The organism is Spirosoma harenae, from assembly GCF_054776975.1.
In genome coordinates, this window is the sequence record NZ_BAAHBD010000017.1 from 116,150 (window position 1) to 140,367 (window position 24,218).

The 24,218-nt window shown below is 46.9% G+C and carries 20 protein-coding genes; 10 read left to right on the forward strand and 10 right to left on the reverse strand.

What is annotated here, in order from left to right; all coding sequences use genetic code 11:
- The first annotated feature begins 49 nt into the window (after window positions 1–49).
- The 6 genes from polA (at window position 50) to ACYVE4_RS21885 (ending at window position 11,119) form a co-directional block, all read left to right on the forward strand.
- On the forward strand, window positions 50–3,115 hold the full coding sequence (polA, locus tag ACYVE4_RS21860) for a DNA polymerase I (protein ID WP_461042374.1): 3,066 nt from the start codon (window positions 50–52) through the stop codon (window positions 3,113–3,115).
- 231 nt (window positions 3,116–3,346) lie between these two features.
- Complete coding sequence (locus ACYVE4_RS21865) at window positions 3,347–4,522, forward strand: MFS transporter (protein ID WP_461042375.1); 1,176 nt, start codon at window positions 3,347–3,349, stop codon at window positions 4,520–4,522.
- 96 nt (window positions 4,523–4,618) lie between these two features.
- Window positions 4,619–5,581: an SPFH domain-containing protein gene (locus ACYVE4_RS21870; protein ID WP_461042376.1), complete on the forward strand. Its 963-nt coding sequence runs from the start codon at window positions 4,619–4,621 to the stop codon at window positions 5,579–5,581.
- Window positions 5,582–5,675: 94 nt separating this feature from the next.
- Window positions 5,676–6,404, forward strand: coding sequence for a universal stress protein (locus ACYVE4_RS21875; RefSeq protein ID WP_461042377.1), 729 nt, complete (start codon window positions 5,676–5,678; stop codon window positions 6,402–6,404).
- Window positions 6,405–6,613: 209 nt separating this feature from the next.
- Window positions 6,614–10,732: a hybrid sensor histidine kinase/response regulator transcription factor gene (locus ACYVE4_RS21880; RefSeq protein WP_461042378.1), complete on the forward strand. Its 4,119-nt coding sequence runs from the start codon at window positions 6,614–6,616 to the stop codon at window positions 10,730–10,732.
- A gap of 183 nt (window positions 10,733–10,915) precedes the next feature.
- Complete coding sequence (locus ACYVE4_RS21885) at window positions 10,916–11,119, forward strand: hypothetical protein (protein WP_461042379.1); 204 nt, start codon at window positions 10,916–10,918, stop codon at window positions 11,117–11,119.
- A 131-nt stretch (window positions 11,120–11,250) separates the two neighbouring features.
- On the opposite strand, the gene ACYVE4_RS21890 is transcribed toward ACYVE4_RS21885, so the two are convergent.
- From ACYVE4_RS21890 to ACYVE4_RS21910, 5 genes are all read right to left on the reverse strand, one after another.
- Window positions 11,251–11,721: an OsmC family protein gene (locus ACYVE4_RS21890; protein WP_461042380.1), complete on the reverse strand. Its 471-nt coding sequence runs from the start codon at window positions 11,719–11,721 to the stop codon at window positions 11,251–11,253.
- Window positions 11,722–11,734: 13 nt separating this feature from the next.
- Window positions 11,735–12,079: a cupin domain-containing protein gene (locus tag ACYVE4_RS21895; RefSeq protein ID WP_461042381.1), complete on the reverse strand. Its 345-nt coding sequence runs from the start codon at window positions 12,077–12,079 to the stop codon at window positions 11,735–11,737.
- Between the two features lie 88 nt (window positions 12,080–12,167).
- Window positions 12,168–12,800, reverse strand: coding sequence for a LysE family translocator (locus tag ACYVE4_RS21900; RefSeq protein ID WP_461042382.1), 633 nt, complete (start codon window positions 12,798–12,800; stop codon window positions 12,168–12,170).
- A gap of 14 nt (window positions 12,801–12,814) precedes the next feature.
- Window positions 12,815–13,324: a GNAT family N-acetyltransferase gene (locus tag ACYVE4_RS21905; RefSeq protein WP_461042383.1), complete on the reverse strand. Its 510-nt coding sequence runs from the start codon at window positions 13,322–13,324 to the stop codon at window positions 12,815–12,817.
- Window positions 13,321–13,944 (reverse strand): pyridoxamine 5'-phosphate oxidase family protein, encoded by a 624-nt coding sequence (locus tag ACYVE4_RS21910; RefSeq protein WP_461042384.1) that lies wholly within the window; start codon window positions 13,942–13,944, stop codon window positions 13,321–13,323. Before ACYVE4_RS21910 ends, ACYVE4_RS21905 begins: the two co-directional genes overlap by 4 nt.
- Before the next feature lie 101 nt (window positions 13,945–14,045).
- On the opposite strand from ACYVE4_RS21910, the gene ACYVE4_RS21915 reads away from it, so the two are divergent.
- Window positions 14,046–15,527, forward strand: coding sequence for an aminotransferase-like domain-containing protein (locus ACYVE4_RS21915; RefSeq protein WP_461042385.1), 1,482 nt, complete (start codon window positions 14,046–14,048; stop codon window positions 15,525–15,527).
- On the opposite strand, the gene ACYVE4_RS21920 is transcribed toward ACYVE4_RS21915, so the two are convergent.
- From ACYVE4_RS21920 to katG, 5 genes are all read right to left on the reverse strand, one after another.
- On the reverse strand, window positions 15,524–16,150 hold the full coding sequence (locus tag ACYVE4_RS21920; protein ID WP_461042386.1) for a Uma2 family endonuclease: 627 nt from the start codon (window positions 16,148–16,150) through the stop codon (window positions 15,524–15,526). The genes ACYVE4_RS21915 and ACYVE4_RS21920 overlap by 4 nt on opposite strands.
- A 42-nt stretch (window positions 16,151–16,192) precedes the next feature.
- Window positions 16,193–16,471 (reverse strand): Ada metal-binding domain-containing protein, encoded by a 279-nt coding sequence (locus ACYVE4_RS21925; RefSeq protein WP_461042387.1) that lies wholly within the window; start codon window positions 16,469–16,471, stop codon window positions 16,193–16,195.
- A complete protein-coding gene (locus ACYVE4_RS21930) occupies window positions 16,468–17,160 on the reverse strand; it encodes a 2OG-Fe(II) oxygenase (protein ID WP_461042388.1) in 693 nt (230 codons plus the stop codon). The genes ACYVE4_RS21925 and ACYVE4_RS21930 overlap by 4 nt, the downstream gene beginning before the upstream one ends.
- 107 nt (window positions 17,161–17,267) lie before the next feature.
- On the reverse strand, window positions 17,268–18,119 hold the full coding sequence (locus tag ACYVE4_RS21935) for a bifunctional transcriptional activator/DNA repair enzyme AdaA (RefSeq protein ID WP_461042389.1): 852 nt from the start codon (window positions 18,117–18,119) through the stop codon (window positions 17,268–17,270).
- A 129-nt stretch (window positions 18,120–18,248) separates the two neighbouring features.
- Entirely contained in the window at window positions 18,249–20,543 is a 2,295-nt protein-coding gene (gene katG / locus ACYVE4_RS21940) for a catalase/peroxidase HPI (RefSeq protein ID WP_461042390.1), read from the reverse strand.
- Between the two features lie 335 nt (window positions 20,544–20,878).
- On the opposite strand from katG, the gene ACYVE4_RS21945 reads away from it, so the two are divergent.
- The 3 genes from ACYVE4_RS21945 to glmM all read left to right on the forward strand — a co-directional run bounded on the left by ACYVE4_RS21945 (window position 20,879) and on the right by glmM (window position 24,085).
- Complete coding sequence (locus ACYVE4_RS21945; RefSeq protein ID WP_461042391.1) at window positions 20,879–21,619, forward strand: peptidase; 741 nt, start codon at window positions 20,879–20,881, stop codon at window positions 21,617–21,619.
- 77 nt (window positions 21,620–21,696) lie between these two features.
- A complete protein-coding gene (locus tag ACYVE4_RS21950) occupies window positions 21,697–22,527 on the forward strand; it encodes a transglutaminase family protein (protein ID WP_461042392.1) in 831 nt (276 codons plus the stop codon).
- A gap of 145 nt (window positions 22,528–22,672) precedes the next feature.
- A complete protein-coding gene (gene glmM / locus ACYVE4_RS21955; RefSeq protein WP_461042402.1) occupies window positions 22,673–24,085 on the forward strand; it encodes a phosphoglucosamine mutase in 1,413 nt (470 codons plus the stop codon).
- Window positions 24,086–24,218 lie beyond the last annotated feature (133 nt).

Below are 24,218 nucleotides of genomic sequence, written 5' to 3' on the forward strand. Positions count from 1 at the left end.
CTGCGTAAGACTTTCGACCTTTGGCAAATTGATTTGTGACTCCTATCGAATGGCCCAACCAACTAAAAAACTCTTCCTGCTCGATGCGCTGGCCCTGATTTACCGCGCTCATTTTGCCTTTAATAAAACTCCCCGGATCTCGTCGCGGGGGGTCAATACGTCGGCTGTATTTGGCTTTATGAATGCCATGATCGAGGTGCTGACGAAGGAAAAACCTACTCACATCGGCGTCGCGTTCGATTCGGCCAAGAAGACGTTCCGGCATGAACAATTCCCGATGTATAAAGCGACACGGCAGTCGCAGCCGGAAGATATCAGCGTGGCCATGCCGTATATCAAGAAGATCATTGAGGCCATGCACATCCCGATTCTGATTCTGGAAGGCTACGAAGCCGATGATATTATTGGGACGATTGCTAAAAAAGCGGCAATGGCTGATTTTGAGGTGTATATGATGACACCCGATAAAGATTACGGTCAGCTTGTAGAAGACCATATTCATATCTACAAGCCCGCTTTTATGGGCAAACCCGTTGAAAAACTGGGCGTAAAAGAAGTGCTGGAACGCTGGCAAATTGAACGAATCGAGCAGGTAACCGATATGCTTGGCCTGATGGGTGATTCGGTCGATAATATCCCGGGAATTCCTGGTGTAGGCGAAAAAACGGCTCAGAAACTCATTGCCGATTTTGGATCGATTGAAAACCTAATTGCCCGCGCTGACGAGCTAAAGGGAAAACTCAAAGAGAACGTCGTCAATTTTGCGCAGCAGGGGATGTTGTCGAAGCAACTGGCAACCATTCATTTAGACGTGCCACTTGCGTTTGACGAAGATAAATTACGTCATACCGAATACGATAAACCCCGCTTGGCTGCCCTGCTGGATGAACTGGAGTTCCGGCAAATGAAGACCCGTTTGCTAGGGGGAGATTACGACGAAAAACCATTGCCAGCGGCATTTAAAGCCAATCCTGCTGGTCAAATGAATCTGTTTGATTCACCCGGTGGTGATACGCCTGCGTTCATGCCGTTTCCGAACATGAGCGCGGTCAATCCATCTGGAGCAAGCGATTTACCATTCGATTTTACAGGCACTCCGTCGGCTACTTTATCTACCGATAAACCAAAAGGCAAACGAACATCGGTTAGTGTACCGGCGGCTTCAGGAGCGAAAGCAACGCCATCCAAAGTCACAGAAACGATTACCACGGATGATGCACCCGGTAACGAAGTGACTGAAGAACCGGCTTACCTCGATGTTTATCCAGACGTTGAACTGGAGGAAAATCAGCCCGAACGACGGAAAACGATTCTATCCGTCAAGCACGATTATCGACTGGTTGATACGCCGGAATTACGAGCTAGTTTGGTGCATTATCTGAATCTTCAGGAAAGCATTTGTTTCGACTCTGAAACAACCGCTATCGATCCTGTAGAAGCTGATTTGGTGGGACTTTCGTTTGCGTACCGAACGGGCGAAGCGTTTTACGTACCCGTGCCAGAAGATCGGGCCGAAGCGCAAGCCATTGTCGACCAGTTTAAACCCGTTTTCGAGAATCCTGCTATTGAAAAGATTGGACAGAACCTGAAATACGATCTGCTGATGCTGAAAAAGTACGGCGTCGAGGTTCAGGGCAAGATGTTCGATACCATGTTAGCGCACTACCTCATCGAGCCAGAAATGCGCCATAATATGGACATGATGGCGATGATGTACCTGAATTACAGTCCTGTCGAGATTGAAGCGCTGATTGGCAAAAAGGGAAAAGGCCAACTGACGATGCGGGAAGTCGAGATTCAGAAAGTGGTTGATTATGCAGCCGAAGACGCTGACATTACGCTGCAATTAAAACACACGTTTGCCCCACGACTTGAAAAAGACAATCTACACAAACTGTTTGATCAGGTCGAGATGCCGCTCGTTCGCGTACTCACCGATCTTGAGTTAGAGGGCGTTACACTCGATACAAAAGCACTGGCCGACTTATCTGCTTCGCTCGAGGTCGATATGAAACAGGTTCAGCAGGAGATTTTCGATATTGCTGGAAATCCGTTCAACATCGGATCGCCGAAACAACTTGGTGAGGTTCTGTTTGAAAAACTCAAACTCGACAAAAACGCTAAAAAGACCAAAACGGGTCAGTATGCGACGGGCGAAGAGATATTGTCGAAGCTGGAAGTAGAACACGAAATCGCTCGGAAAATCCTGGATTATCGCGAACTGGTTAAACTGAAGAATACGTATGTTGATGTATTGCCGCAACTAATTAGCAAACGTACGGGACGTATTCATACATCGTTCAATCAGGCTGTTGCGGCAACCGGACGACTATCATCAGTTAATCCCAACCTGCAAAATATCCCGATTCGTACCCCGCGTGGACAGGAAATTCGAAAAGCATTCGTTCCGCGTGGACCTGAATTCCTGATTATGTCAGCCGATTATTCGCAGATCGAATTGCGGATCATGGCGGCTTTCAGCGGTGATCAAACTATGCTCGATGCGTTTAATAATGGCGTCGATATTCATACGCAAACGGCTAGCAAGGTTTTTCATGTTGGGCTAAATGAAGTTACGAGCGATATGCGCCGGAAAGCCAAAACCATCAATTTTGGCATTATCTACGGTATTTCTGCTTTCGGCCTATCGCAACGGTTAAAGATTCCACGCAAAGAAGCCGCCGAAATTATCGACGAGTATTTTGCCGGATTCCCAGCCGTAAAAGATTACATCGATCAGTGCATTGAAAAAGCCCGCGGTTTCGGTTACGCCGAAACAATTCTCGGTCGTCGACGCTATCTGCGTGACATTAATTCCCGTAACCAGACTGATCGGATGTTTGCCGAACGCAACGCCGTGAACGCGCCCATTCAGGGAAGTGCTGCTGATATGCTCAAAATCGCCATGATTCGGATTCACGAATTCATGCAGCAAGAGCGTCTGAAATCAAAAATGATTCTAACCGTCCACGATGAACTCGTCTTCGACGCTCACCGCGACGAAATCGCCTTGCTAACTGAACGCGTCGACGATATCATGAAAAACGCTATCCCCATGGCCGTTCGGATGGAAACCGGCATCGGCACCGGCGAAAACTGGTTGCTGGCGCACTAACATCTGGAAGGATGTATTTTACTTGGCCCGACGACGATTCGTCGGGCTTTTTTGTTGGCTCATCGCGCTTAATTGTATTCCCATGTTAATAAATTAGAACATTCGGAGAGTAGGGAACATTTTTGTACTTTATTTATTTCAACAAGAGAATACAATCTGAATTGGCGATTTTGTTTTGCGTTTTTTCTAGAATGTTAAAACGTCGGTTGCTGAAAAAAGAAAGCTGCAAAAATGAAAAAGAGTCTACTGCCTCTCACCATTGGAGGCTTCGGCATTGGAATGACCGAATTTGTGATGATGGGTATCCTGCCAGATATTTCTAGTTCACTACACATCTCGATTCCCGTTGCGGGCCACCTGATTTCGTCGTACGCCCTTGGCGTTGTATTAGGCGCTCCGTTGCTTGTTGGTATTGCTGGAAATTACCCGCCGAAAAAGATTTTGTTGGGCCTGATGGCCTTGTTTACGTTCTGTAATGCGCTCTCGTCATTCGCCCCCAATTACGAAACCATGATGATTACCAGACTCTTATCGGGGCTGCCGCATGGTGCGTTTTTTGGCGTTGGATCAGTTGTCGCTAGTCGGATAGCGGGCCGTGGGAAAGAAGCGCAGGCCATTTCGATGATGTTTGCCGGACTGACCATTGCTAATATTATTGGTGTTCCGCTCGGCACGTACATTGGCCATACCATGAGCTGGCGGCTGACGTTTTTGATTATCGCTGCGGTTGGCCTGATTACGATGGCGAGTATTCAGCGGTTCCTGCCGGTTATGCCTGTGGTTGGTGAAACAAATCTGCGGAAAGACCTGAAATTGTTCACCTACGTAGAACCTTGGCTGATACTTGGTATTACGGCCATCGGAACGGGCGGTCTGTTTGCGTGGTTCAGTTACATTGCGCCGTTACTTACCGAAGTTGCGCAGTTCAGCAATAATCAATTGACATGGATTCTGGTACTGGCGGGTTGTGGCATGGCCGTCGGTAACTTGGTTTCGGGTCGCGTGGCCGATCTGATTTCACCCGTTAAGGCTACGGCTTTGTTCTTGGCCTTAATGGTGGCGTGTTTACTTATTATTTATTTCGTAGCGCCTTTCCAGATTCCTTTACTTGTCATGACGTTTATCACTGGAGCAGTAGCTTTCTCGTTAGGGGCACCGATCCAGATTCTGATGATTCGGGCGTCGAATGGTTCTGAAATGCTGGGTTCTTCGGTTAGTCAGGCCGGATTTAATATGGGGAATGCGTTAGGCGCTTATTTAGGTGGCCTACCGATTGCTGCCGGTATGGGCTACGCATCGCCACAATTGGTTGGCGCTGTGATGGCGTTTACGGGCTTCTTGATGGCAATCATGGTGTATTACCACCATAAAAATGCGGTTAACTACGAAATAACGCCGAGTCACTAAGGGTATCAATCCGATTACGTAAAAATTTTCATTGTATATCGACGGATTCTGTACTTTCACACAGAATCCGTTTTCTTTTACCCTAATCTTTACACAATGGACTTTTTTCTCGTATTAATTATTCTGGCGGCTATCGTCCTGTATCTCTCAGTTGTCATTGTTCGACAGGGAACCGTAGCTGTTGTTACCGTTTTCGGAAAATATACCCGCGTCATGACGCCAGGGCTAAACTTTAAAATTCCTTTTATTGAATTCATCTATCGACGCATATCGATTCAAAACCGCTCGGTCGAGCTAGCGTTTCAGGCAATTACAGCCGATCAGGCCAATGTTAACTTCAAGGCTATGTTGGTGTATTCGGTGTTGAATCAGGCCGAAGAAACGATTAAGAACGTAGCGTTTAAGTTTATCGACGAAGCGTCGTTTATGCAGGCTCTGGTTCGAACCATCGAAGGTTCGATCCGTAGTTTTGTTGCAACTAAAAGACAGTCTGAAATTCTGGCTTTGCGCTCTGAGATTATCGAACACGTTAAGGCTCAGCTTGATGCGTTATTGGAAAGCTGGGGGTATCACCTGACCGATTTGCAATTAAACGACATTGCGTTCGATGAGGTCATTATGCGATCAATGGCGCAGGTCGTGGCCTCGTCGAACTTAAGAGCTGCTGCTGAGAATGAAGGACAGGCGCTTCTGATTACAAAAACGAAAGCCGCTGAAGCTGAGGGTAATGCGATTCAGATTTCGGCCGAAGCAGAGAAAACCGCTTCACAGTTACGCGGTCAGGGCGTGGCTTTGTTCCGGGAGGAAGTGGCAAAAGGGATGGCCGAATCGGCGCGGGTGATGAACGAAGCCAAGCTCGATGCATCGCTGATTCTGTTCTCGATCTGGACGGAAGCTATTAAGCATTTTGCTGAAAATGGACGGGGTAATGTTATTTTCCTGGATGGTTCGACTGACGGTATGGAAAAAACTATGCAGCAATTAATGGCTATCCAAAAATTGAATAATGGAGGTGATTCGGGCATTGTACCGCCACCAACCGTGCCCTCGAGACGCTGAACATAGTTTATTGTTTACGGTTTACAGTATACGGTAGTTAACGCAAAAGTTATTGTTGCACCGACCGCCGTATATTGTAAACCGTAAACGTTTTATGACAAACCTGCTTTTCCCTACTGACTTTTCAACTAATACTGCTGCCGCGCTAGACTGGGTACGGCTTTTCGCTCAAAAAACCGGGGCTACTATTACGTTGCTGCACGTTTATTTGCCCATAGTTCCCGATACTGTATTTCCATCTGTGACCGATCCTGGACTTGGGTTGATTGAGACGCAACAATTGGAAGATATTAGCCGTAATCGATTAACAGGACTAGCGGCTTCGCTCCAGGCCGAAGGCTTATCTGTACAAGCTGAGTGGCGAATTGGATTGGTAGACGATGAAATTCTGGCCGTTGCTAAAGAAGTTCGAGCTGATCTGATCGTTATGGGACGCAGCGATCTGAGCACGTTTTTTGATCGATTAGCCGGTAGTGCTGTTTCCGACGTAGCGGACGAGGCTTATTGTCCGGTTTTGATTGTTCCGACAACGGAAGAAGGAGTGGCTATTCGTCCGGCACAGGTCCATACAATTGCCTATGCCATGCAGGCGCAAACTACGCAGGCGCAGGTAACTGCCCAAACGGAATCGTTGGTGGAAGCGTTTGATGCTTTCCTAACCGTATTGACTGAGGATAAATTAGATACAGTTCATGCGGATCTGATTGTCATGCAGTTATATCCAAAGTCAGGATTTCTGGATGGACTATTTCAGTCGAATCCTGTTGCCAATTTGATCGAAAAATCAGAAGTGCCTGTTTTAGTCTATCATGAACAGAAATAACCAGTACTCGAAATCCAATAAAGGTTAATTCCTAAGTAACTTACCATTCAATAAAGATCGAGACCCGGTGCTCAAACACCGGGTTTTTGTATTCTAGCTAAAACCTATCCGCTTAATAGATAAACATTCCAAAAACGGTATACTTATTGCTACTACTCAATCGAAGGCTTTTCTTTTTGCGTACTATTGATTGAAAATTGGGATCTCGGATGCGCATCCTTTGGGTACTTTTTCTATTGCCATTTACCCTTTTCGCTCAACAAACGGGGTGGCAGGAACTTACGATTTCCGATGGCTTGTCGCAGGGCATGATTTATGACCTGGAACAGGACCAAAAAGGATTTATCTGGATTGCTACGAAAGACGGCCTAAACCGATACGACGGACACAATTTCACGGTTTTTACGCACGATCCTTATAACGAGTATAGCCTGTCTGATAACAACTGCTCTACCTTACTGGTCGATAGTCGGGGCTGGCTTTGGGTGGGCACGATCAACCAGGGAATCAGCTTGTTCAACACGCGCACCCAGCGATTTTACCACCTCGATATACGTGATCAGACATCAGCTAATGCTGGAAATTATACCATCAATTCTCTTTACGAAGATCCAAAGGGGGATATATGGGTAGTGGCTGATTTGAAAAAGGTGTTTAAGGTTAGTGTATCGGATACGCTAAAAAAGGCTTTTCCTGAACAGCCTGATCTGGCGAAGCTGGTGCAGATTTTAAGATTGCCAATTCCAGAAAAAATAGGTGGCTCGATCAATAGCCTTAGTTTTCGAGCGGATGGGAAAGCATTGGCCGTTTATACGGTTGGTTTACAGTATTTTAACTGGAGGAATTTTCAGAAACTGGAGACAGTCGAGTTAATAAAAACTGGGCCAAGCGAAACGTTATTTACGGAAGGCGATATAAATCAGGATATTTGGTGTGCTACCCTCGGTAATAAAATTGCCTGTCGTCGGAAGGGGATTGCGAAAGATATTTTCCTGCCGAAAGGAAATTATTCGCAGATCGCGATACAGATCATTAAGTCAAAAACGGTAATCATCGCTGTCGATAACTTGCTATGGCTGATGTCGCCCGACGAACTGATGCGTCAGGACAGTCTGATAACTCGAAATGCTTTTACGACCTTACCGTCGAACCTATACGCTATTACTGATTTTCTCATTGATCAGACGGGAAATCTCTGGGTAGGCACGAGTGGTTATGGCCTTCGCAAGTTTAATCCGAAGATAAAACGGTTTGAGTCGCTATTACCCGCAGCCACACTTTCCTATTTATGTGCTGATCGACAGGGCCGAACGTATATCCGTCATGAACTGGCTTATGAACAATTGGATCGGTTTGCAAATCGATTAATCCCCTATTTACCAGCTGATTTAGCGCCTGCCGACAAACGGGCTCGTTATATGATGCAGGATAGCCAGGGAATATTCTGGGTATCGAATACGAATTTTCAGACGCAGGAGATGAGTCTGTTTAAATTTTCATCGCATTGGAAACTTCTCAAAAAGTATAAGCTGCCCCCCAATACCGCTTTTGGGTTCAGTTACAACCAGACTGTCGAAGATAAATTAGGACAACTCTGGATCGGTCTGATCAATGGAAAGCTACTACGGTTCGATCCGAAAACGGAAACGTTCCAGATTTTCTCATATCAATCGCTTTTGCCCCAAAAAGTCGCGGATATTGAAACGTCTGCCCTCTATTTCGATCAGGAAGGTACGCTCTGGATCGGGACAATTCGAGGGCTGGTTCGCGTCGATCATCCGTTGACAAAGCCTACGTTTACGCTGTATAAAAATAGTGTGGCGGATCGATCAAGCCTGAGTAACGACATGGTTTCCAGCGTGATTGATGATCCAAGCCAGCCTGTGAAATACCTTTGGATCGGCACCAGGGGGGGAGGGTTGGATCGGCTGGATAAGCAAACTGGTAAGTTCGGCCATATTACGGAAAAGGATGGTTTACCGAACAAGGTTGTATACGGGATTTTGGCGGATGAGTTCAAAAATCTTTGGCTGAGCACAAACCGAGGGCTGGCTATGTTCAATCCTGCACAACGAACATTCCGCAATTTTAGCAAAGCCGATGGCTTACAGGACGACGAGTTCAATACGGGTTCTTTTCTTAAAGCGGCTTCGGGCGAACTGCTTTTTGGTGGAGTCCACGGATTAACCGTGTTTCGGGCCGGTAACGTGATTCGTTCCAGTAGCCAGGCTCCACAGGCGCATCTGATCGGTCTGAAAATCAATAATGAAACGGTTAACGTTGGCGACCCTGATGGTATTCTGACCGAAACAATTGACAACACGAAACGCATTGATTTAGCGTATAATCAGAATCTGATTACACTCGAATTTGGGGTGATGGATTTCGCGAACTCGGCCAAAAATCAGTACCGCTATCGACTTGACAATATTGATAAGGATTGGGTAGAAGCAGGTACAAATCGCTTTGCGAATTACGCACAGCTACCAACGGGTTCCTACACGTTTCAGATGATAGGCTCGACGGATGGGCAGACCTGGAGCAAGCCTGTCGAATTGCAGGTTCGGGTGAATCCGCCTTTCTATCGAACCTGGTGGGCCTATCTGATTTACATAGCGATACTGGCTTTCATCGGTTTGCAATTGTACCGATTCCAGACGCAACGACTACTGCTGGAGCAGCGGTTTGCTTTTGAACAGAAAGAAGCCATTCGCTTAGCCGAACTGGACACGTTGAAGACGCAGTTTTTTACAAACATTTCGCACGAATTCCGTACACCGCTTACGCTGATTCTGGGACCTATTGAACAGGCGATTCAGGACTACGCTCACGATAGCCGATTTCCATTGATTCAGCGGAATGCCAGTCGATTGCTGAGTCTGATTAATCAGTTACTTGATTTAAGCAAGCTGGAATCGGGGCAGCTTAAGCCCGAGTTGAGCACCGGCGATCTGGCTACATTTTTCCGAACAACATCCAGCGCGTTTGAATCGCTGGCCCAAAGCCGCCAGATTCGGTTTACGTTCGAACAGGATGAGCAGGAATGGTGGACTGATTTTGACCGGGATAAACTGGAGAAGATCGTGACCAATCTACTCTCGAACGCCTTTAAGTTCACTCCCGCTGGAAAAGAGGTGCGGATGATGGTTCATTATCCGGACGCGAAAGGTACGGGTAATATAGTCTTGTCGATTCTGGATACGGGTATTGGTGTTGCTCCGACGCATCTGGCCCATATTTTCGAACGGTTTTATCAGGTCGATGGCAAGATGAATCGCTCGTATGAAGGCACCGGCATTGGGCTGGCTCTTGTTAATGAATTGGTTCGGGTGTTAAACGGCTCCATTACGGTTACCAGCACCGAAGGTATAGGCACCCGGTTTGTTGTATCGTTCCCTGTAGCGTATCGTTCGCGCCCGGCTGAAGGAGCCGCAATTGACAATTCGGCTTCCGTTTTTGCCTGGAATCGGCAAGCAGAAATCGAACAGCTGAGCGTACATAAAAATGCTCAGGAAACTGAAGAATTGGAACAGGCCGAAACGGCGCTAAAAGCTGGCAATGTGCTGCTGGTCATTGATGATAACCCCGACATCCGGGCGTATGTGCGAACCATTTTTGAGTCAGATTATCAGGTTCTTGAAGCCGTTGACGGGCAGGAAGGACTTGAAAAAGCAAACGCTTTCCTGCCTAACATCGTAATCTGCGATCTAATGATGCCCCGGCTTGATGGGTTTGGTTTCTGTCAGGCAATAAAAAAACAGGAAACGACCAGCCATATTCCGGTCATTATGCTAACGGCTAAAGCTACGGTTCAGGATCGTATTGAAGGTTTTGAATTAGGTGCTGACGACTATCTGACCAAACCATTTAACCAGACTGAAATTCAGGTTCGGGTTCGGAACCTGATTCAACAGCGACAGCGATTGTTCGAATGGTTCGGAGCAAGCCGAACTATGTCGATGGCTCAGGAGCAGATACCCGTTCCGCTCACAGCTGAACAGCAGTTTATTGACCGCTTGACGGTGCTGGTCAGTAAACAGATGGATAATCCAGAATTTACCGTTGAAGAGCTGGCCCAAGCGGCTAATTTGAGTCGAGTTCAGCTTCATCGTAAACTCAAAGCCCTGACCAATAAGACCGCTACGAATTTTATTCGGGATATCCGGCTGGAAAAAGCCGCCGAATTATTGCAGGATGGTAAACTTAGTGTAACGCAGGTAGCCTATGAAGTTGGCTTCGATAATCTGTCTTATTTCTCAAAAGTATTCCAGGAACACTATGGCGTATTACCGTCACTCTACGGCAAGTCGACGTCAATGCTCAGTTAATCACCTTTCTATACTGCTTTTCCCGGAGCCCGAATTCTCGGGCTTTTTTATTGCCATGTAACATAAGTGTTAATAGATGTAACGAGGGCGTTAGCCAGTTCGCCACGGATAAGGCAATTTGCCGGGGCATTGAGCAATCGACTGAGAGATCACTTCTCAACTGATTATTGATGACTTAAGCCCATGAAAAAGAAACTCCCTGTTGACCGCAAACAAGTTAATCCCTTTCAATCTACCGATGCTGCCAACTCGTTTGATATCCTCTATCAGCGATACCTCGATACCGTATATCGCAGAGGGTCGGCTGCTCTGGATAAAACTAGTGATCCTACATTCAAACAGTTTATGGCCGATTTGACTGAACTGAAATTACGAACAACGCGCTGATTCAGTACACTAATTTTCACACGTAAACCAGTAACGCGTTTCTTTCTATCCATAAATAATCAAAAAGCCGCGTTGTTCTTTGACGCGGCTTTTTTTCGCAATGTAAGTTATTCACTATAAGGTATTTGTTGTCAAACGACGCGGCAGGTAGGAGTATGGAGAATTGGGAAATTACATGAATTGGCAATGTAACATAGCTTGTTCGCCTGATGATGTAGCTCGTTTGCCTGATCCACCATTGTTTCGTCGGCAACCACTACGTTCGGGAAAAGCGTAACCGTAGTGAAATGACCGCCACCGTCGGCTGTTTCTTCCATAATTCCGGTCGGTGAGTCGGTGTACTCGACAACAACTATACCTGATTCGGCGCAAAGATGCAGATACCACAACATATGGCAGGTTGAAAGGGAAGCGATCAGCATTTCTTCAGGATTATACCGCGTTTTATCTCCTCGAAACGAAGGATCAGATGAACCGGGAATGTCGGGTTTATTTTCGGCAGAAATAATGTGATTTCGGTCGTAAGCACGGTAGCTGCGTGTGCCTTCGCCTTTATTGCCTGTCCAGGTGACTGTGAGCGTATAGTGATGCTGTTTGGCCATAATTTGTATTGGTTCAACTGGAAATCCTGTCAGAATTCTGCTCTCCACCATCGGGGCCGTAAAACAATACCCACGTAGCAAAATCATCGGTAAAGTTCTCGAATCGATGGGTAACTCCGGCTGGGACAAACAATAAATCACCGGGTTTTACCGTCATTTTCTCGCCCGCATGATCGAACGTACCGCTGCCAGTCGTAATTACGTATACTTCGTCGCGACGATGCGGTTGTTGTTTATCAATCCGGTCAGGCTTGTAATACTCAACAACCAGACTTCCATGTGTAAACAATTCGACAAACTCATTTGCGCTAATCTGTAGCTGTTTGAGCCCATCTTCGGGAGAAAACTGGATTTTCATATATCAGCTCATCGTTACTGAAAAGAACATAGCTCATTGGATTCCTTATACTCTGTATAAATTGTTAGGAATCACAAAAATTCCGGCCCTACTTACCTTTATCGACCGCCATACGTACGGCCAAACTTGTCAAAATACTAGCCATAACCCATTCCTGCGCTCGTATATACGCCGAACGAGCCTGAAACCAACGTGCCAGTTGGGCGGCTGACAGAATAATGATCGTATTAACTGTGCCGCTTATCGTTAGTTGAATTAGGCCTAATTGGATATTCTGGAACCAGAGTGAGCCGTATTCCGGATGAGTAAATTGCGGAAAAAACGACAGATAAAATACAGCTACTTTCGGATTCAGTGCATTGGTCAGAAAGCCCATCCGAAACAATTTCCAGTCTGAATCATGCGCTAAATGGCGTGTTTGAAACGGCGAAATGCTTCCGGGTTTAACGGATTCCCAGGCTAGGTAAAGCAGATAACCGACTCCTAGCCATCGCAGGATTTCATACGCTAACGGTATTGCCAGAAAGACAGCTGTTAACCCAGCAGATACCAAAACTATATGGCCCAGAAACCCGACAACTACACCTGTCAGCGATATAAGCCCCGCCCGTTTTCCCTGTGTTATAGATCTGGAAATTAAGTAGATCATATTCGGGCCCGGCGTCAGAACAAGCCCTAGCGCAGCCAGCGCGAAGAGGAGTATGTCATTGACTGACAACATAATATGATTCTGGATTAGGGGACAATATCGTTTAAGAAAAGCACCATGAGCTCTTCATCATAATAGCGATCCCCATCTTTAATGGCGTTTTTTTCAAACGAAAATGATCGAAATCCTAACTTTTGGTACTGCCGTTTCGCCCGTTCATTCGCTGCAAGGACACTCAGGTTAATCTGTTCCATAGTTGGTAAGCATCGCGCCCGGCGAATGGTCTCTTCCAGCAGCATTCGTCCAATACCCTGACCGCTGTAATCGGCGGCTACATACATTGCAAACAGTAACCCCTTGTGCCGGAGCTTTTTACGGGCTTCCCCTTCGCGTTTAAAACTTACCGAACCGACCAGTTCATTTGTGCTGGAAAGGACACCGAGCGTAAAACTATCGGGTTGACCAGTCGTCGGAAACGGTTCGCCAAATGCGTCGGCTGGGCTAATGCGAAAGCAATCCTGGTGAGCTACAAAACCGGCTTGCATAAAAGATGCATAGCCGAAATTATTGGTGGCAGTCAGTTCAACAAGTCTCATCGTAAATAGGCTGGTAACGGAATGGCTTTATCTCCTTCTTTCGGAATGGGTGTTTGGCGAACCGTTTGTAAAGGAATCACTCCGGCCCACGTTGGCAAATCTTCATCTTCAGGATCATCGTTAGGACCGCCAGTGCGCAATTTTGCAGATGCTTCGGCCAGTGAGAACGCCAGTACGGTTGTTTTGCGCATTTCACTCACTGTTGTTGGTCGTAAATCGTCCCAGCGACCGGGAATTAAGTGATCGGTAATGAGTGCCAATACTTCCATACGTTCGTCTTCGTCGATCACTTTTTCAGCATTCGCAAAAATGACAACTGAGCGATAATTGACCGAATGGTGAAACGCTGATTTCGCGAGAACAAGCCCGTCGGCCAGCATGACAGTAATGCATACCGGTGCACCATTTTCGATGCTTCGAATAAAATGACTGCCTACCGACCCGTGAATGTACAGTTTATCGCCTTTCCGAGCAAAAGCTGTTGGAATAGCCATCGGTTGCCCATCAATAGCAAAACTGACGGTACAGAATAAAGCTTCGTCCAGAATCGGGTGAATGGTGGCTTCGTCGTAGTGGGCGCGTTTGGCTAAGCGGCTTGGTGTTGTTCGGGCGGTTTGCATAGTAGTTGATAGGGAATGGTTGTACGGTAAATTCACAACAAATGTCGTATTTTACCGGACTATCAAAATGGTCCAGTTTTTAGATATTAGCTCGTCCAGTTGTGCTACCATTCAAGTCATTAATTCAGATCGATAAAGCCTCAGGCACGCCCGTATTTGTTCAACTCGGCAATCAGTTAGGTCAATTGATTCGTGAAGGAACCCTTCAGGCTGGTCAACGATTACCCGGTACGCGGCAACTGGGTGAGTTACTACAATTGAATCGACAAACTATTGTCGCAGCTTATGACGAAGGATTAGCGCAGGGGTGGCTTGAGAGCCGGGCGGGAAGCGGAACGTACGTAGCGGAGCATTTTCCTGAGATAAAACCATTACCACTAGTACCTGGACAAGCCATATCGCGGGCAGAACGATCTAGTTTACAGGCTCCTGGTTATTCTTTCGAAACGCTGGATTTTCTGGTCCGGCCTGTACTGACGTATGCATCCGACCTCCATCTGGACGATGGATTTCCCGATATTCGACTGGCACCCATGGATGAATTGAGTCGGGCGTATCGGTCTTATTTTCGCTGGGGGAATCCGCAGCAGCATTTTGGGTATGTAGCTACGGAAGGCCATCTATTGTTACGGGAGCAGCTTTCGCAGCATCTGAACGAGACGCGTGGACTGCAAACTACACCTGAAAATATTCTGATTACCCGCGGTAGTATCATGGGTATGCATCTGGCTTGCCAAACGCTGCTACGCCCAGGCGATACGGTTGTTACGGGCGAAACGACCTGGTTTGGGGCTACGATCAACATTCAGAAAACGGGCGCTTCGATCCAGACTATACCCGTTGACCAACATGGTATGGATATGGACGCATTGGCCGATCTATGCCAGAGACAACCCATTCGAATGGTGTTTGTGACGCCCCATCATCATTACCCAACAACTGTTACACTACGTGCCGACCGACGCATTCGTCTACTGCAACTGGCTGAACAGTACGCTTTTGTGGTTCTGGAAGATGACTATGATTATGATTTTCACTACCTCAGTCGGCCGATTCTGCCACTCGCCAGCGCCGACCGAAAAGGAATGGTTGTGTACGTTGGGTCTCTAACAAAATCCGTTGCACCAGCATTTCGGATTGGCTACGTAGTAGCTCCAACTCTCCTGATCGATGAACTAGCCAGACTCCGCCGAATTATTGACCGCCAGGGCGATCCCATGCTCGAATTTGCGATTGGCCAACTGTTTAAGACGGGCGATTTGAAACGTCATTTCCGGAAAGCTTTACGTACTTATCAAGCTCGTCGGGACTGCTTCTGCGATTTACTAACCAACAAATTAGGTGATGTCGTACAGTTTACCAAACCCGATGGCGGCATGGCTGTCTGGACGAAATTCGATTCCGCCATTGATATGGACGCATTGGCTCATCGTGCAGGCAAGAATGGATTGTATTTGTCGAATGGGGTAGCGCATAACCCTCCAGGCCAACGGCTCAATGGTACACGACTTGGATTCGCATCAAGCACAGAAGAGGAATTGGAACGCAGTGTCGCGATCCTGAAAGGAGTGATTATGGCTTAATAATCAATTTCTTCGTCTTGTAAAAGTTGCTTGATATTCAATGTGCAATCATCAATGACCGGAATATCTTCTGACCAGTTTACGACGTACCAGGTTGGATCGTTTTGATTGATAACGTAAACTTTTTGCATACTCGTAATCACCCAAAGCACCTTCTCGACACCAAAGTCAAGCAGTTTTTGTGATTTCCGCATAATGTACTCGTCCGCTTTGTTCGGAAAGTCAGATACGTCGGCCTTAATGTCAACCTCAATCACAATTTTGGGAGCCAGATCGAAGTATTTTCCTTTGAGTTTGCCGAGCTTCTCTTTTTCAAAAATGACTATATCATTGCCTAAATTGTCATTCAATGCTAAGTGTAGGCCAATCTCATTGGTAGCAAGCAAATACTTTTTACGGTTTATAATACTGTACAAATGACCATGAAGAATGGATACCAAAACACCCTGTAAATCAGAACACGACATGACTTCCTCAATGGATTTCTTACCTGCCAGTACATCCTGGTATCCGTGGTAATAAATCGGTTTACCGTTCCACATTTCATAGATGAGAGCAGGAGGAATACTGCGAGAAGATGATCGATTGTTCCGACGTGGCTTCTTTTCGGCAATTTCAGTCATACCTGTGTTGGTTGATACCTTAACAAGATTAACGAAAAAACATCAGACGGACAAGTAGCGGTTTAGGTCACGTTTCCACTGTTGGTAGGCTTTAGGCAAACACACAGCACACGGACGGTAACCGGCTGAAATTGCTTCTGCTACGTCTTGGAAAAACGTACGGTTTTCGGGTTTCATGCGTTTGCCTGTTCGGCAGTCGAGTCGTCCATAAATCTTACCGGGTTTATGGCCAGCTAATGAAAGCTGATTGGTCCGTATCAATTCCACCAGCTTCCGTTTACGAGCAAATTCTGTTGCGCCAAGCTCAATATGACGTATCATGCGGCATCATGAAAAATTAGCCCTAGATTGATGCGTGTACCCGAACGAATCTCACTGACACCGTGTCGCATGGCAGCTCGATAATAACCGCGTGTGCTTTTGGCCGGTCGATACTTTGTTGTGAAAATGACAACTTGTCCCTGCCCGGGTTGCAAAACCGTTGCTTTCGATTGCATGCGTGGACGTTGTTCCACCAGAACAAATTCCCCACCCGTATAATCGACGTTTGGCTGACTTAGAAACAATACTGCCTGAAATGGAAAATACAATTCGCCATATATATCCTGATGGAGTGCATTCCAGCCGCCGGGGCCGTATTTAAGAATAAGCGGTGTAGGGCGATTTTGCCCCGCTTTGTGGCAGATTTCCAGCCACTCGCCGAGATCGGTTGGGTAACGTAGAGGTATACTGAGTTTGGCATTCCACTCATTCGCAACGGGCGCTAATTGCGTAAACAACTCATGTCGGAGTGTCTCAATTACGGGAGGTAATGGATAATTGAAATAGTTGTATTCGCCACTACCATAGCCATGTTGTTGCATCACAATTGTCTTTCGGTACAAACCGGACGCATCGAACAAATTGGCCAAGTCCTGACACTCGTTTTTTGAGAGAAGCGAGGGCAACAAAGTAAAGCCCGTTTCGGAAAGGTTTGCCTGGTACTGAGGCCAGTCAAGTGTTGATTTCATTGTTTATGAGTCTTATGCCTTTAAACCGATTTTTTATCATTCTGATCGTAGGTTAGAATCTTAAACTTCCCTACGGTCAGAATGATAAAAAATCAATTGACCTGTTGTCAACGTTCAACCCGTGCCGCTTCCCAGCCAAGCATAGCTTGTTTACGCTCGGCTCCCCAACGATAACCACCAAATAGCCCTGTTTTTTTGATAACGCGATGGCAGGGAATCAGGTAGCCAACGGGATTGCTTCCAATAGCGGTACCCACTGCCCGCGAGGCTGTTGGTTGACCAATCGCATCGGCAATCTGATCGTAGCTTGCTAATTGACCTTCAGGGATTTTAAGCAAGGCTTCCCATACTTTGAGTTGAAATGCTGATCCACGCAGCAAAACGGGTAAAGAATGCTGACCAATATCATTCGTTCCGTTAATCGTAGCGAAAATCTGATCTGCCAGGTATTGAATGGCGGTTGAATCAGCGGAGAGTATCGCTTCGGGCCAGGCATTAGTTAGTGCAACTTCGGGTACGTCTCCATCTTTCAGGAAATGCAATAGCGCAATCTTTCCATTGATTACACCCAATACATATTGCCCAAACGGGCTGTCAAACAGGCCAAACGTAAGCACAAGCCCAGAACCCGACTGCTTAAATTGCCCCGGCGTAACGCCTTCGATAGAGACGAATAAATCATGCAAACGGCCCGTACCGGAGAGTCCTGCGTCATGGGCGGCATCGGCCAGAGGAACACCATGTCGAAGTCGATTCTTGGCGTGTTCGAGTGTGAGGTATTGCGCGAATTTTTTAGGGCTCACCCCGGCCCATTCCGTGAACAATCGTTGAAAATGAAACTCGCTCAAGTTTGCTTTCTCGGCTAGTTCACGGAGCGACGGTTGCTCCTGATAATGAGCCGTCAGGTGCTCGATAGCACGGGCAATTTGCTCGTATGTGTACGTGTTGTTGGTGTTCATAGCCTTTGTTTTTGTTTAACAAATTTCGCCATAAACCGAGTGCCTTAAAACCCGATTCTTGCGGAGTTTCAACAAAAAAGGTCGGACAAAAAACTGCCCGACCTTTAGCACTTATCTACGAAAATACAATCAAGCTAAATCAAACCGATCAAGGTTCGTGACTTTAGCCCAGGCCGCTGCGAAGTCTTTTACAAACTTTTCCTGTGCATCGCCACTTCCGTATACTTCGGCAATCGCCCGAAGTTCTGAGTTCGAACCAAAAACGAGGTCGGCGCGGGTGCCGGTCCATTTCAGGTCACCCGTTTTACGGTCGCGGCCTTCAAAGATTTCTTTATGCTCTTCCACCGATTTCCAGGCGGTACTCATGTCGAGCAGATTCACAAAGAAATCGTTGGTCAGCACTCCTGGACGGTCGGTGAAAACCCCGTTCTTCGAACCATTGTAGTTGGCGCCCAGAACGCGCAAACCACCAATCAGGACCGTCAGTTCAGGTGCTGTTAAGGTCAATAATTGAGCCTTATCGATCAACAATTCTTCTGTCGATACGGTGAACTTGGCTTTCAGGTAGTTGCGGAAACCATCGGCGAGAGGCTCAAGTACAGCAAATGACTCTACGTCGGTTTGATCTTGCGACGCATCCATTCGACCAGCCGCAAATGGAACCGTAAGTTCGTGGCCTGCATCTTTCGCAGCTTTCTCTACGCCAGCATTACCGGCCAGAATAATCAGGTCGGCCAGAGATACCTTTTTCCCGGCTGATTGCGTGCTGTTAAATTCTTCCTGGATGCTTTCCAGCGTACCCAACACTTTTGACAGTTGAGCCGGATTGTTCACTGCCCAATCTTTTTGAGGGGCCAGACGAATCCGTGCGCCGTTTGCACCACCCCGCTTATCCGAGCCACGGAATGTAGAAGCTGAAGCCCAGGCAGTTGAAACCAGTTCAGATACTGACAGGCCAGAAGCAAGAATGTTCGCTTTTAACCCAGCAATATCAGCTTCATCAATCAAGGCATGGTCAACAGCCGGTATTGGGTCTTGCCAGATAAGCACTTCCTCAGGTACGTCAGGACCCAGATAAAGAGCACGAGGACCCATATCGCGGTGCGTCAGTTTGAACCAGGCACGAGCAAATGCATCCGCAAATTCATCTGGATTTTCGAAGAACCGTCTTGAAATTTTTTCGTATTCAGGATCAAATTTCAACGCAAGGTCGGTCGTGAGCATGGTTGGCGCATGACTTTTCGACGGATCGTGAGCATCGGGAATGATGTTGCCTGCACCTTTAGCTACCCATTGATGGGCGCCACCTGGGCTTTTCGTTAATTCCCAATCGAAACCAAATAAGTTTTGGAAGAAGCCGTTGCTCCACTGGGTTGGGGTGCTTGTCCAGGTAACTTCCAGACCGCTCGTGATAGTGTCACCACCTTTGCCTGAGCCAAAGCTATTTGACCAGCCAAAACCTTGCAGTTCAATATCAGAACCTTCTGGTTCAGGGCCAACATGGTCTGATGTAGACGCTCCGTGTGTTTTACCAAACGAGTGACCACCTGCAATCAGAGCAACCGTTTCTTCGTCATTCATCGCCATCCGGCCAAACGTTTCGCGAATATCTTTGGCCGCTTTGATCGGATCAGGATTGCCGTCTGGGCCTTCCGGATTTACATAAATCAAACCCATGTGGGCGGCTGCCAGCGGTTCTTCCAGATCGCGTGAATGGGTAATGCCTCTAGCATCTTCATCAGAACTCACTACGCCCTCTGCGGCTACACCCGGAACCCCTTTAGAATAACGTTCTTCGTTGCCCAGCCAGGTTTTCTCGGCACCCCAGTAAACATCAATTTCAGGCTCCCAAACATCGGCACGTCCACCGCCAAAACCGAATGTCTTGAAACCCATCGATTCCAGTGCTACGTTACCTGTCAGAATCATTAAATCGGCCCAGGAAATTTTCCGGCCGTATTTCTGTTTGATCGGCCAAAGCAGTCGACGAGCTTTATCAAGGCTCACGTTGTCGGGCCAGCTATTCAGCGGAGCAAAACGCTGCTGACCAGCACCAGCACCACCCCGGCCGTCACCTATCCGATATGTACCTGCACTATGCCAAGCCATACGGATGAACAGAGGGCCGTAGTGACCAAAATCGGCCGGCCACCAGTCCTGAGAATCGGTCATCAGCGCATGGAGGTCTTTCTTAACAGCTTCCAGATCGAGGCTCTTGAATGCTTCTGCATAATTGAAGTCTTCGCCCATTGGGTTCGACAGCGACGAATGCTGACGAAGAATGTTTACTTTCAATTGATTCGGCCACCAATCACGGTTTTGAGTTCCGTCGCCAGCAGCACTAATTTTTTCAGTCTTTTGGACTTCACCTCCGAGTGCTGAGTGAAATGGACATTTGCTAATGTCGCCTGAGAAATTTTCCATTTTGAAAGTTATTGGTAAGAACCTATCTAGAATGTGTTTTAAACAGGTAAAGGTCAGTAAACCGATTTACAGGCACAAGATTAAACGGTTGATATTAATAAATCAAATTGATTTAATTGATAATCGTATCGAGAAATACTATATGATTTGATGGTTAGATAAATACCCTTGATAACTAACTGATAAAGGGTTTTGGTCTAAACTCAGACGTGCACTGGTTGTAAGATAAACCTGAATGGTATACTTTTTCAAGAAAAACAGGCTCGTAAAGCGAACACAAATAGGGGTAACCTGTATATTTGTCAGCTTTACGAGTTGCTTTTACACTCTATCGAATGACTTATTGTTTAGGCGTTAAAGTTGCGTCGGGGCTGGTTGCCATTGCCGACAGACGATTGACCTCCGGTACCGAAGTTTCATCAAACCGGAAAATATCGGTTCATGAAGTCGAGAACCACTCGTTATTTATCATGACCTCAGGTTTGCGGTCAGTTCGGGACAAAGCCATTACGTATTTCAGCGAAGTGCTTACCGAACAGGATCGGTCATTCAATAAGTTATACAAAGCCGTCAACGCGTTTGGTGAACAGGTGAAACGAGTAGCGCAGGAGGATAAAGCGTCTATTATTGCCAATGGACTGAATTTCAACCTCAACGCCATTGTGGGTGGGCAACTGGAAGATGATACCGAACATAAATTGTTCATGCTTTATCCGGAAGGAAACTGGGTAGAAGTTGATCAGGGATCGCCATTTAAGATTATTGGCAATTCAGGGTATGGTAAGCCGTTGCTATTCAGGAATTTATCGTATGAGTCCAGCTTGCAGGATGCGCTGAAAATCGGTTTTCTGGCGTTTGATGCTACCCGCGTGAGCGCAAATGATGTGGATTATCCGTTGGACGTGGTTATCTACCCTAAAGACAGTTTCCACATGACGGAATATCGACTGGAAAAAGAAGACATGGAAGAAGTCTCGCATCAATGGAGTGCTTTACTCAGCAACTCCGTTCGAAAACTTCCTTCTGACTGGATGACCCCTATTTTTGACAAGGTTCGCGCCGTAAATAAGGTATAAGTGATGAGAGATGAACGATGAGTGATTTCTTCGTTTATAATTCATCACTCATCGTTCATCACTAATAAACTCTCCACATGCTTCTGCACGTCCGGCATGAATCCGAATACACGTACGATATGCCGGTAGCGTTAGGGCCGCAAACGCTCTATCTATACCCGCGTATGTATCCCTATCAGCGGCTGCTATCGTACAAGTTGGTTATCGAACCAGAACCTACTAAGGTCGTACGAAATGTGGATGTTGAAGGAAATGTGCAACAACTAGCTTATTTCAGTCAGCTTACCTCCCGCTTGCTGGTCACGGTTGATATGGAGCTTGAGTCTGGCGAATTCAATTCGTTTGATTTCGTGCTGTTTCCGTTTGATGCTCAGCGGGTTCCGTTTCACTATCCTAAAGCTGAAGAAGAATTGCTCTATCCTTATCTGTCAAGAATGGGCGTACCAAATTCTGTAGAGCAATGGGCGAAGCAATTGGCCGAGGGAGCAGGCTGGCAAACAACGGCATTCCTGCTGGCGCTCAATCAGGCAATCTGGGGCTTTACTTACGAAATCAGAGAGGAAGGTGCTCCCTTACCGGCAGAGCAAACTCTTTCACAACGCAAAGGCTCCTGTCGCGACTATACAACCTTATTCATGGCCGCGTGCCGGAGTTTAGGGATTGCCGCTCGGTTTGTAAGTGGCTACTTGTTTGGCAATCCGCAACAGGAACATCAGCTTCATGCCTGGGTAGAAGTGTATTTACCGGGGGCTGGCTGGCGCGGTTTCGATCCAACTGAAGGGGCTATCGTAGCGAACCGGCACATTTTCCTCACTTCTACAGCCAAACCTGAACTAGCGGCTCCTATTCGTGGTATGTTTATGGGAACGGCTAAATCAGCACTTCGCTCCGAACTTATATTTCACTAAATGCAGTCAATAATTGTCAAACGGGAGCGTTCGTAGTTTGCGCTACTCTCCAACTATTGCCCATCAGCCAGTAACTGACAACAGTTGACTGGTCATGATTGACTATCTTTACAACTTTAACCAAAACACATATCCAACCCATAACGTGGCATTAATAAAGTCGATTTCAGGGATTCGAGGAACGATTGGAGGACGCAGCGGAGACGGCCTGACCCCTTTAGATGTAGTGAAATTTACGGCTGCTTTCGGGCAGTGGCTTCGGCAACGCAATCCAGCTCTAAACACGGTTGTGATTGGCCGCGATGGTCGGTTGTCGGGCGAAATGGTTTCCAAATTAGTGGCTGCTACCCTGCAAGGACTCGGTCTGAATGTTGTTGACCTTGGCCTTTCCACCACGCCAACGGTAGAACTGGCCGTACCGGGTGAAAATGCAGCAGGAGGTATTATCCTGACTGCCAGTCACAACCCAATTCAATGGAATGCATTAAAATTACTGAACGAAGCGGGCGAATTTATTTCCGCTGAGGACGGAGCTGAGGTACTAGCTATTGCCGAAACGGAGTCGTTTGAGTTTGCTGAGGTTCGAAAATTGGGTCAATACCGTGCTGATTCGACCTGGCTCCAAAAACACATCGATCTGATTCTGGCATTGCCGTTGGTAGATCGCGAAGCGATTGCTAAACGTAATTTCCGTATTGTTGTCGACGCCGTTAATTCAACCGGAGGACTTGCTGTTCCGATGCTGCTGGAAGCGCTGGGTGTCGAAACCATTACAAAGCTTCACTGCGAACCAACGGGCCATTTTGCCCATAATCCCGAACCACTACCCGAAAATCTCCGGGATATCATTAAGGAGATGCAAAAAGGGAAATCTGACCTGGGCATTGTGGTTGATCCTGACGTAGATCGGCTTGCTTTGATCTCAGAAGATGGTTCGCCATTTGGTGAAGAATACACACTTGTTGCTGTTGCTGACTACGTGTTGAAAAATACTCCAGCCGACAGTGGCCGGGCAACTAATACTGTATCGAATATGTCGAGTACGGTTGCTCTTCGCGACGTTACCCAGAAGTATGGCGGGAAGCATTTTGCCTCGGCAGTGGGAGAGGTCAATGTCGTGGAAATGATGAAAGCCAATAATGCCCTTATTGGTGGTGAAGGAAACGGAGGCATCATTTACCCCGATCTGCACTACGGGCGGGATGCTTTAGTCGGTATTGCCTTGTTTCTGACACACGTAGCTAAATCGGGTAAACTGGTTTCGATCCTGCGCCGGACATATCCCAACTATTACATTTCCAAAAACAAGATCGAGCTAACACCCGATATTAACGTTGATTCAGTGCTGGATCGGATTCAGGCCAAGTATGCCCGTAATCCAATCAATACGATTGATGGCGTTAAAATTGAGTTCGATAAAGAGTGGGTACATCTTCGTAAATCGAATACAGAACCCATCATACGAATCTATTCAGAATCCGATACACTCGCTACGGCAGACTATCTAGCTGGAAAAATCATCAACGATATTCGGGAAGTGATTGCTGAGAAACGTTAATCTTCCCAGCCTATTCTTTTAGACCATCGGGCCGCTAGATTTAGCGGCCCGATTTATTTATAATGTGCCGACTCTTAACCTCTAACTTGTGGAAGTAAATACTCAGAAAATAGCCATAAACGGGATGACAATA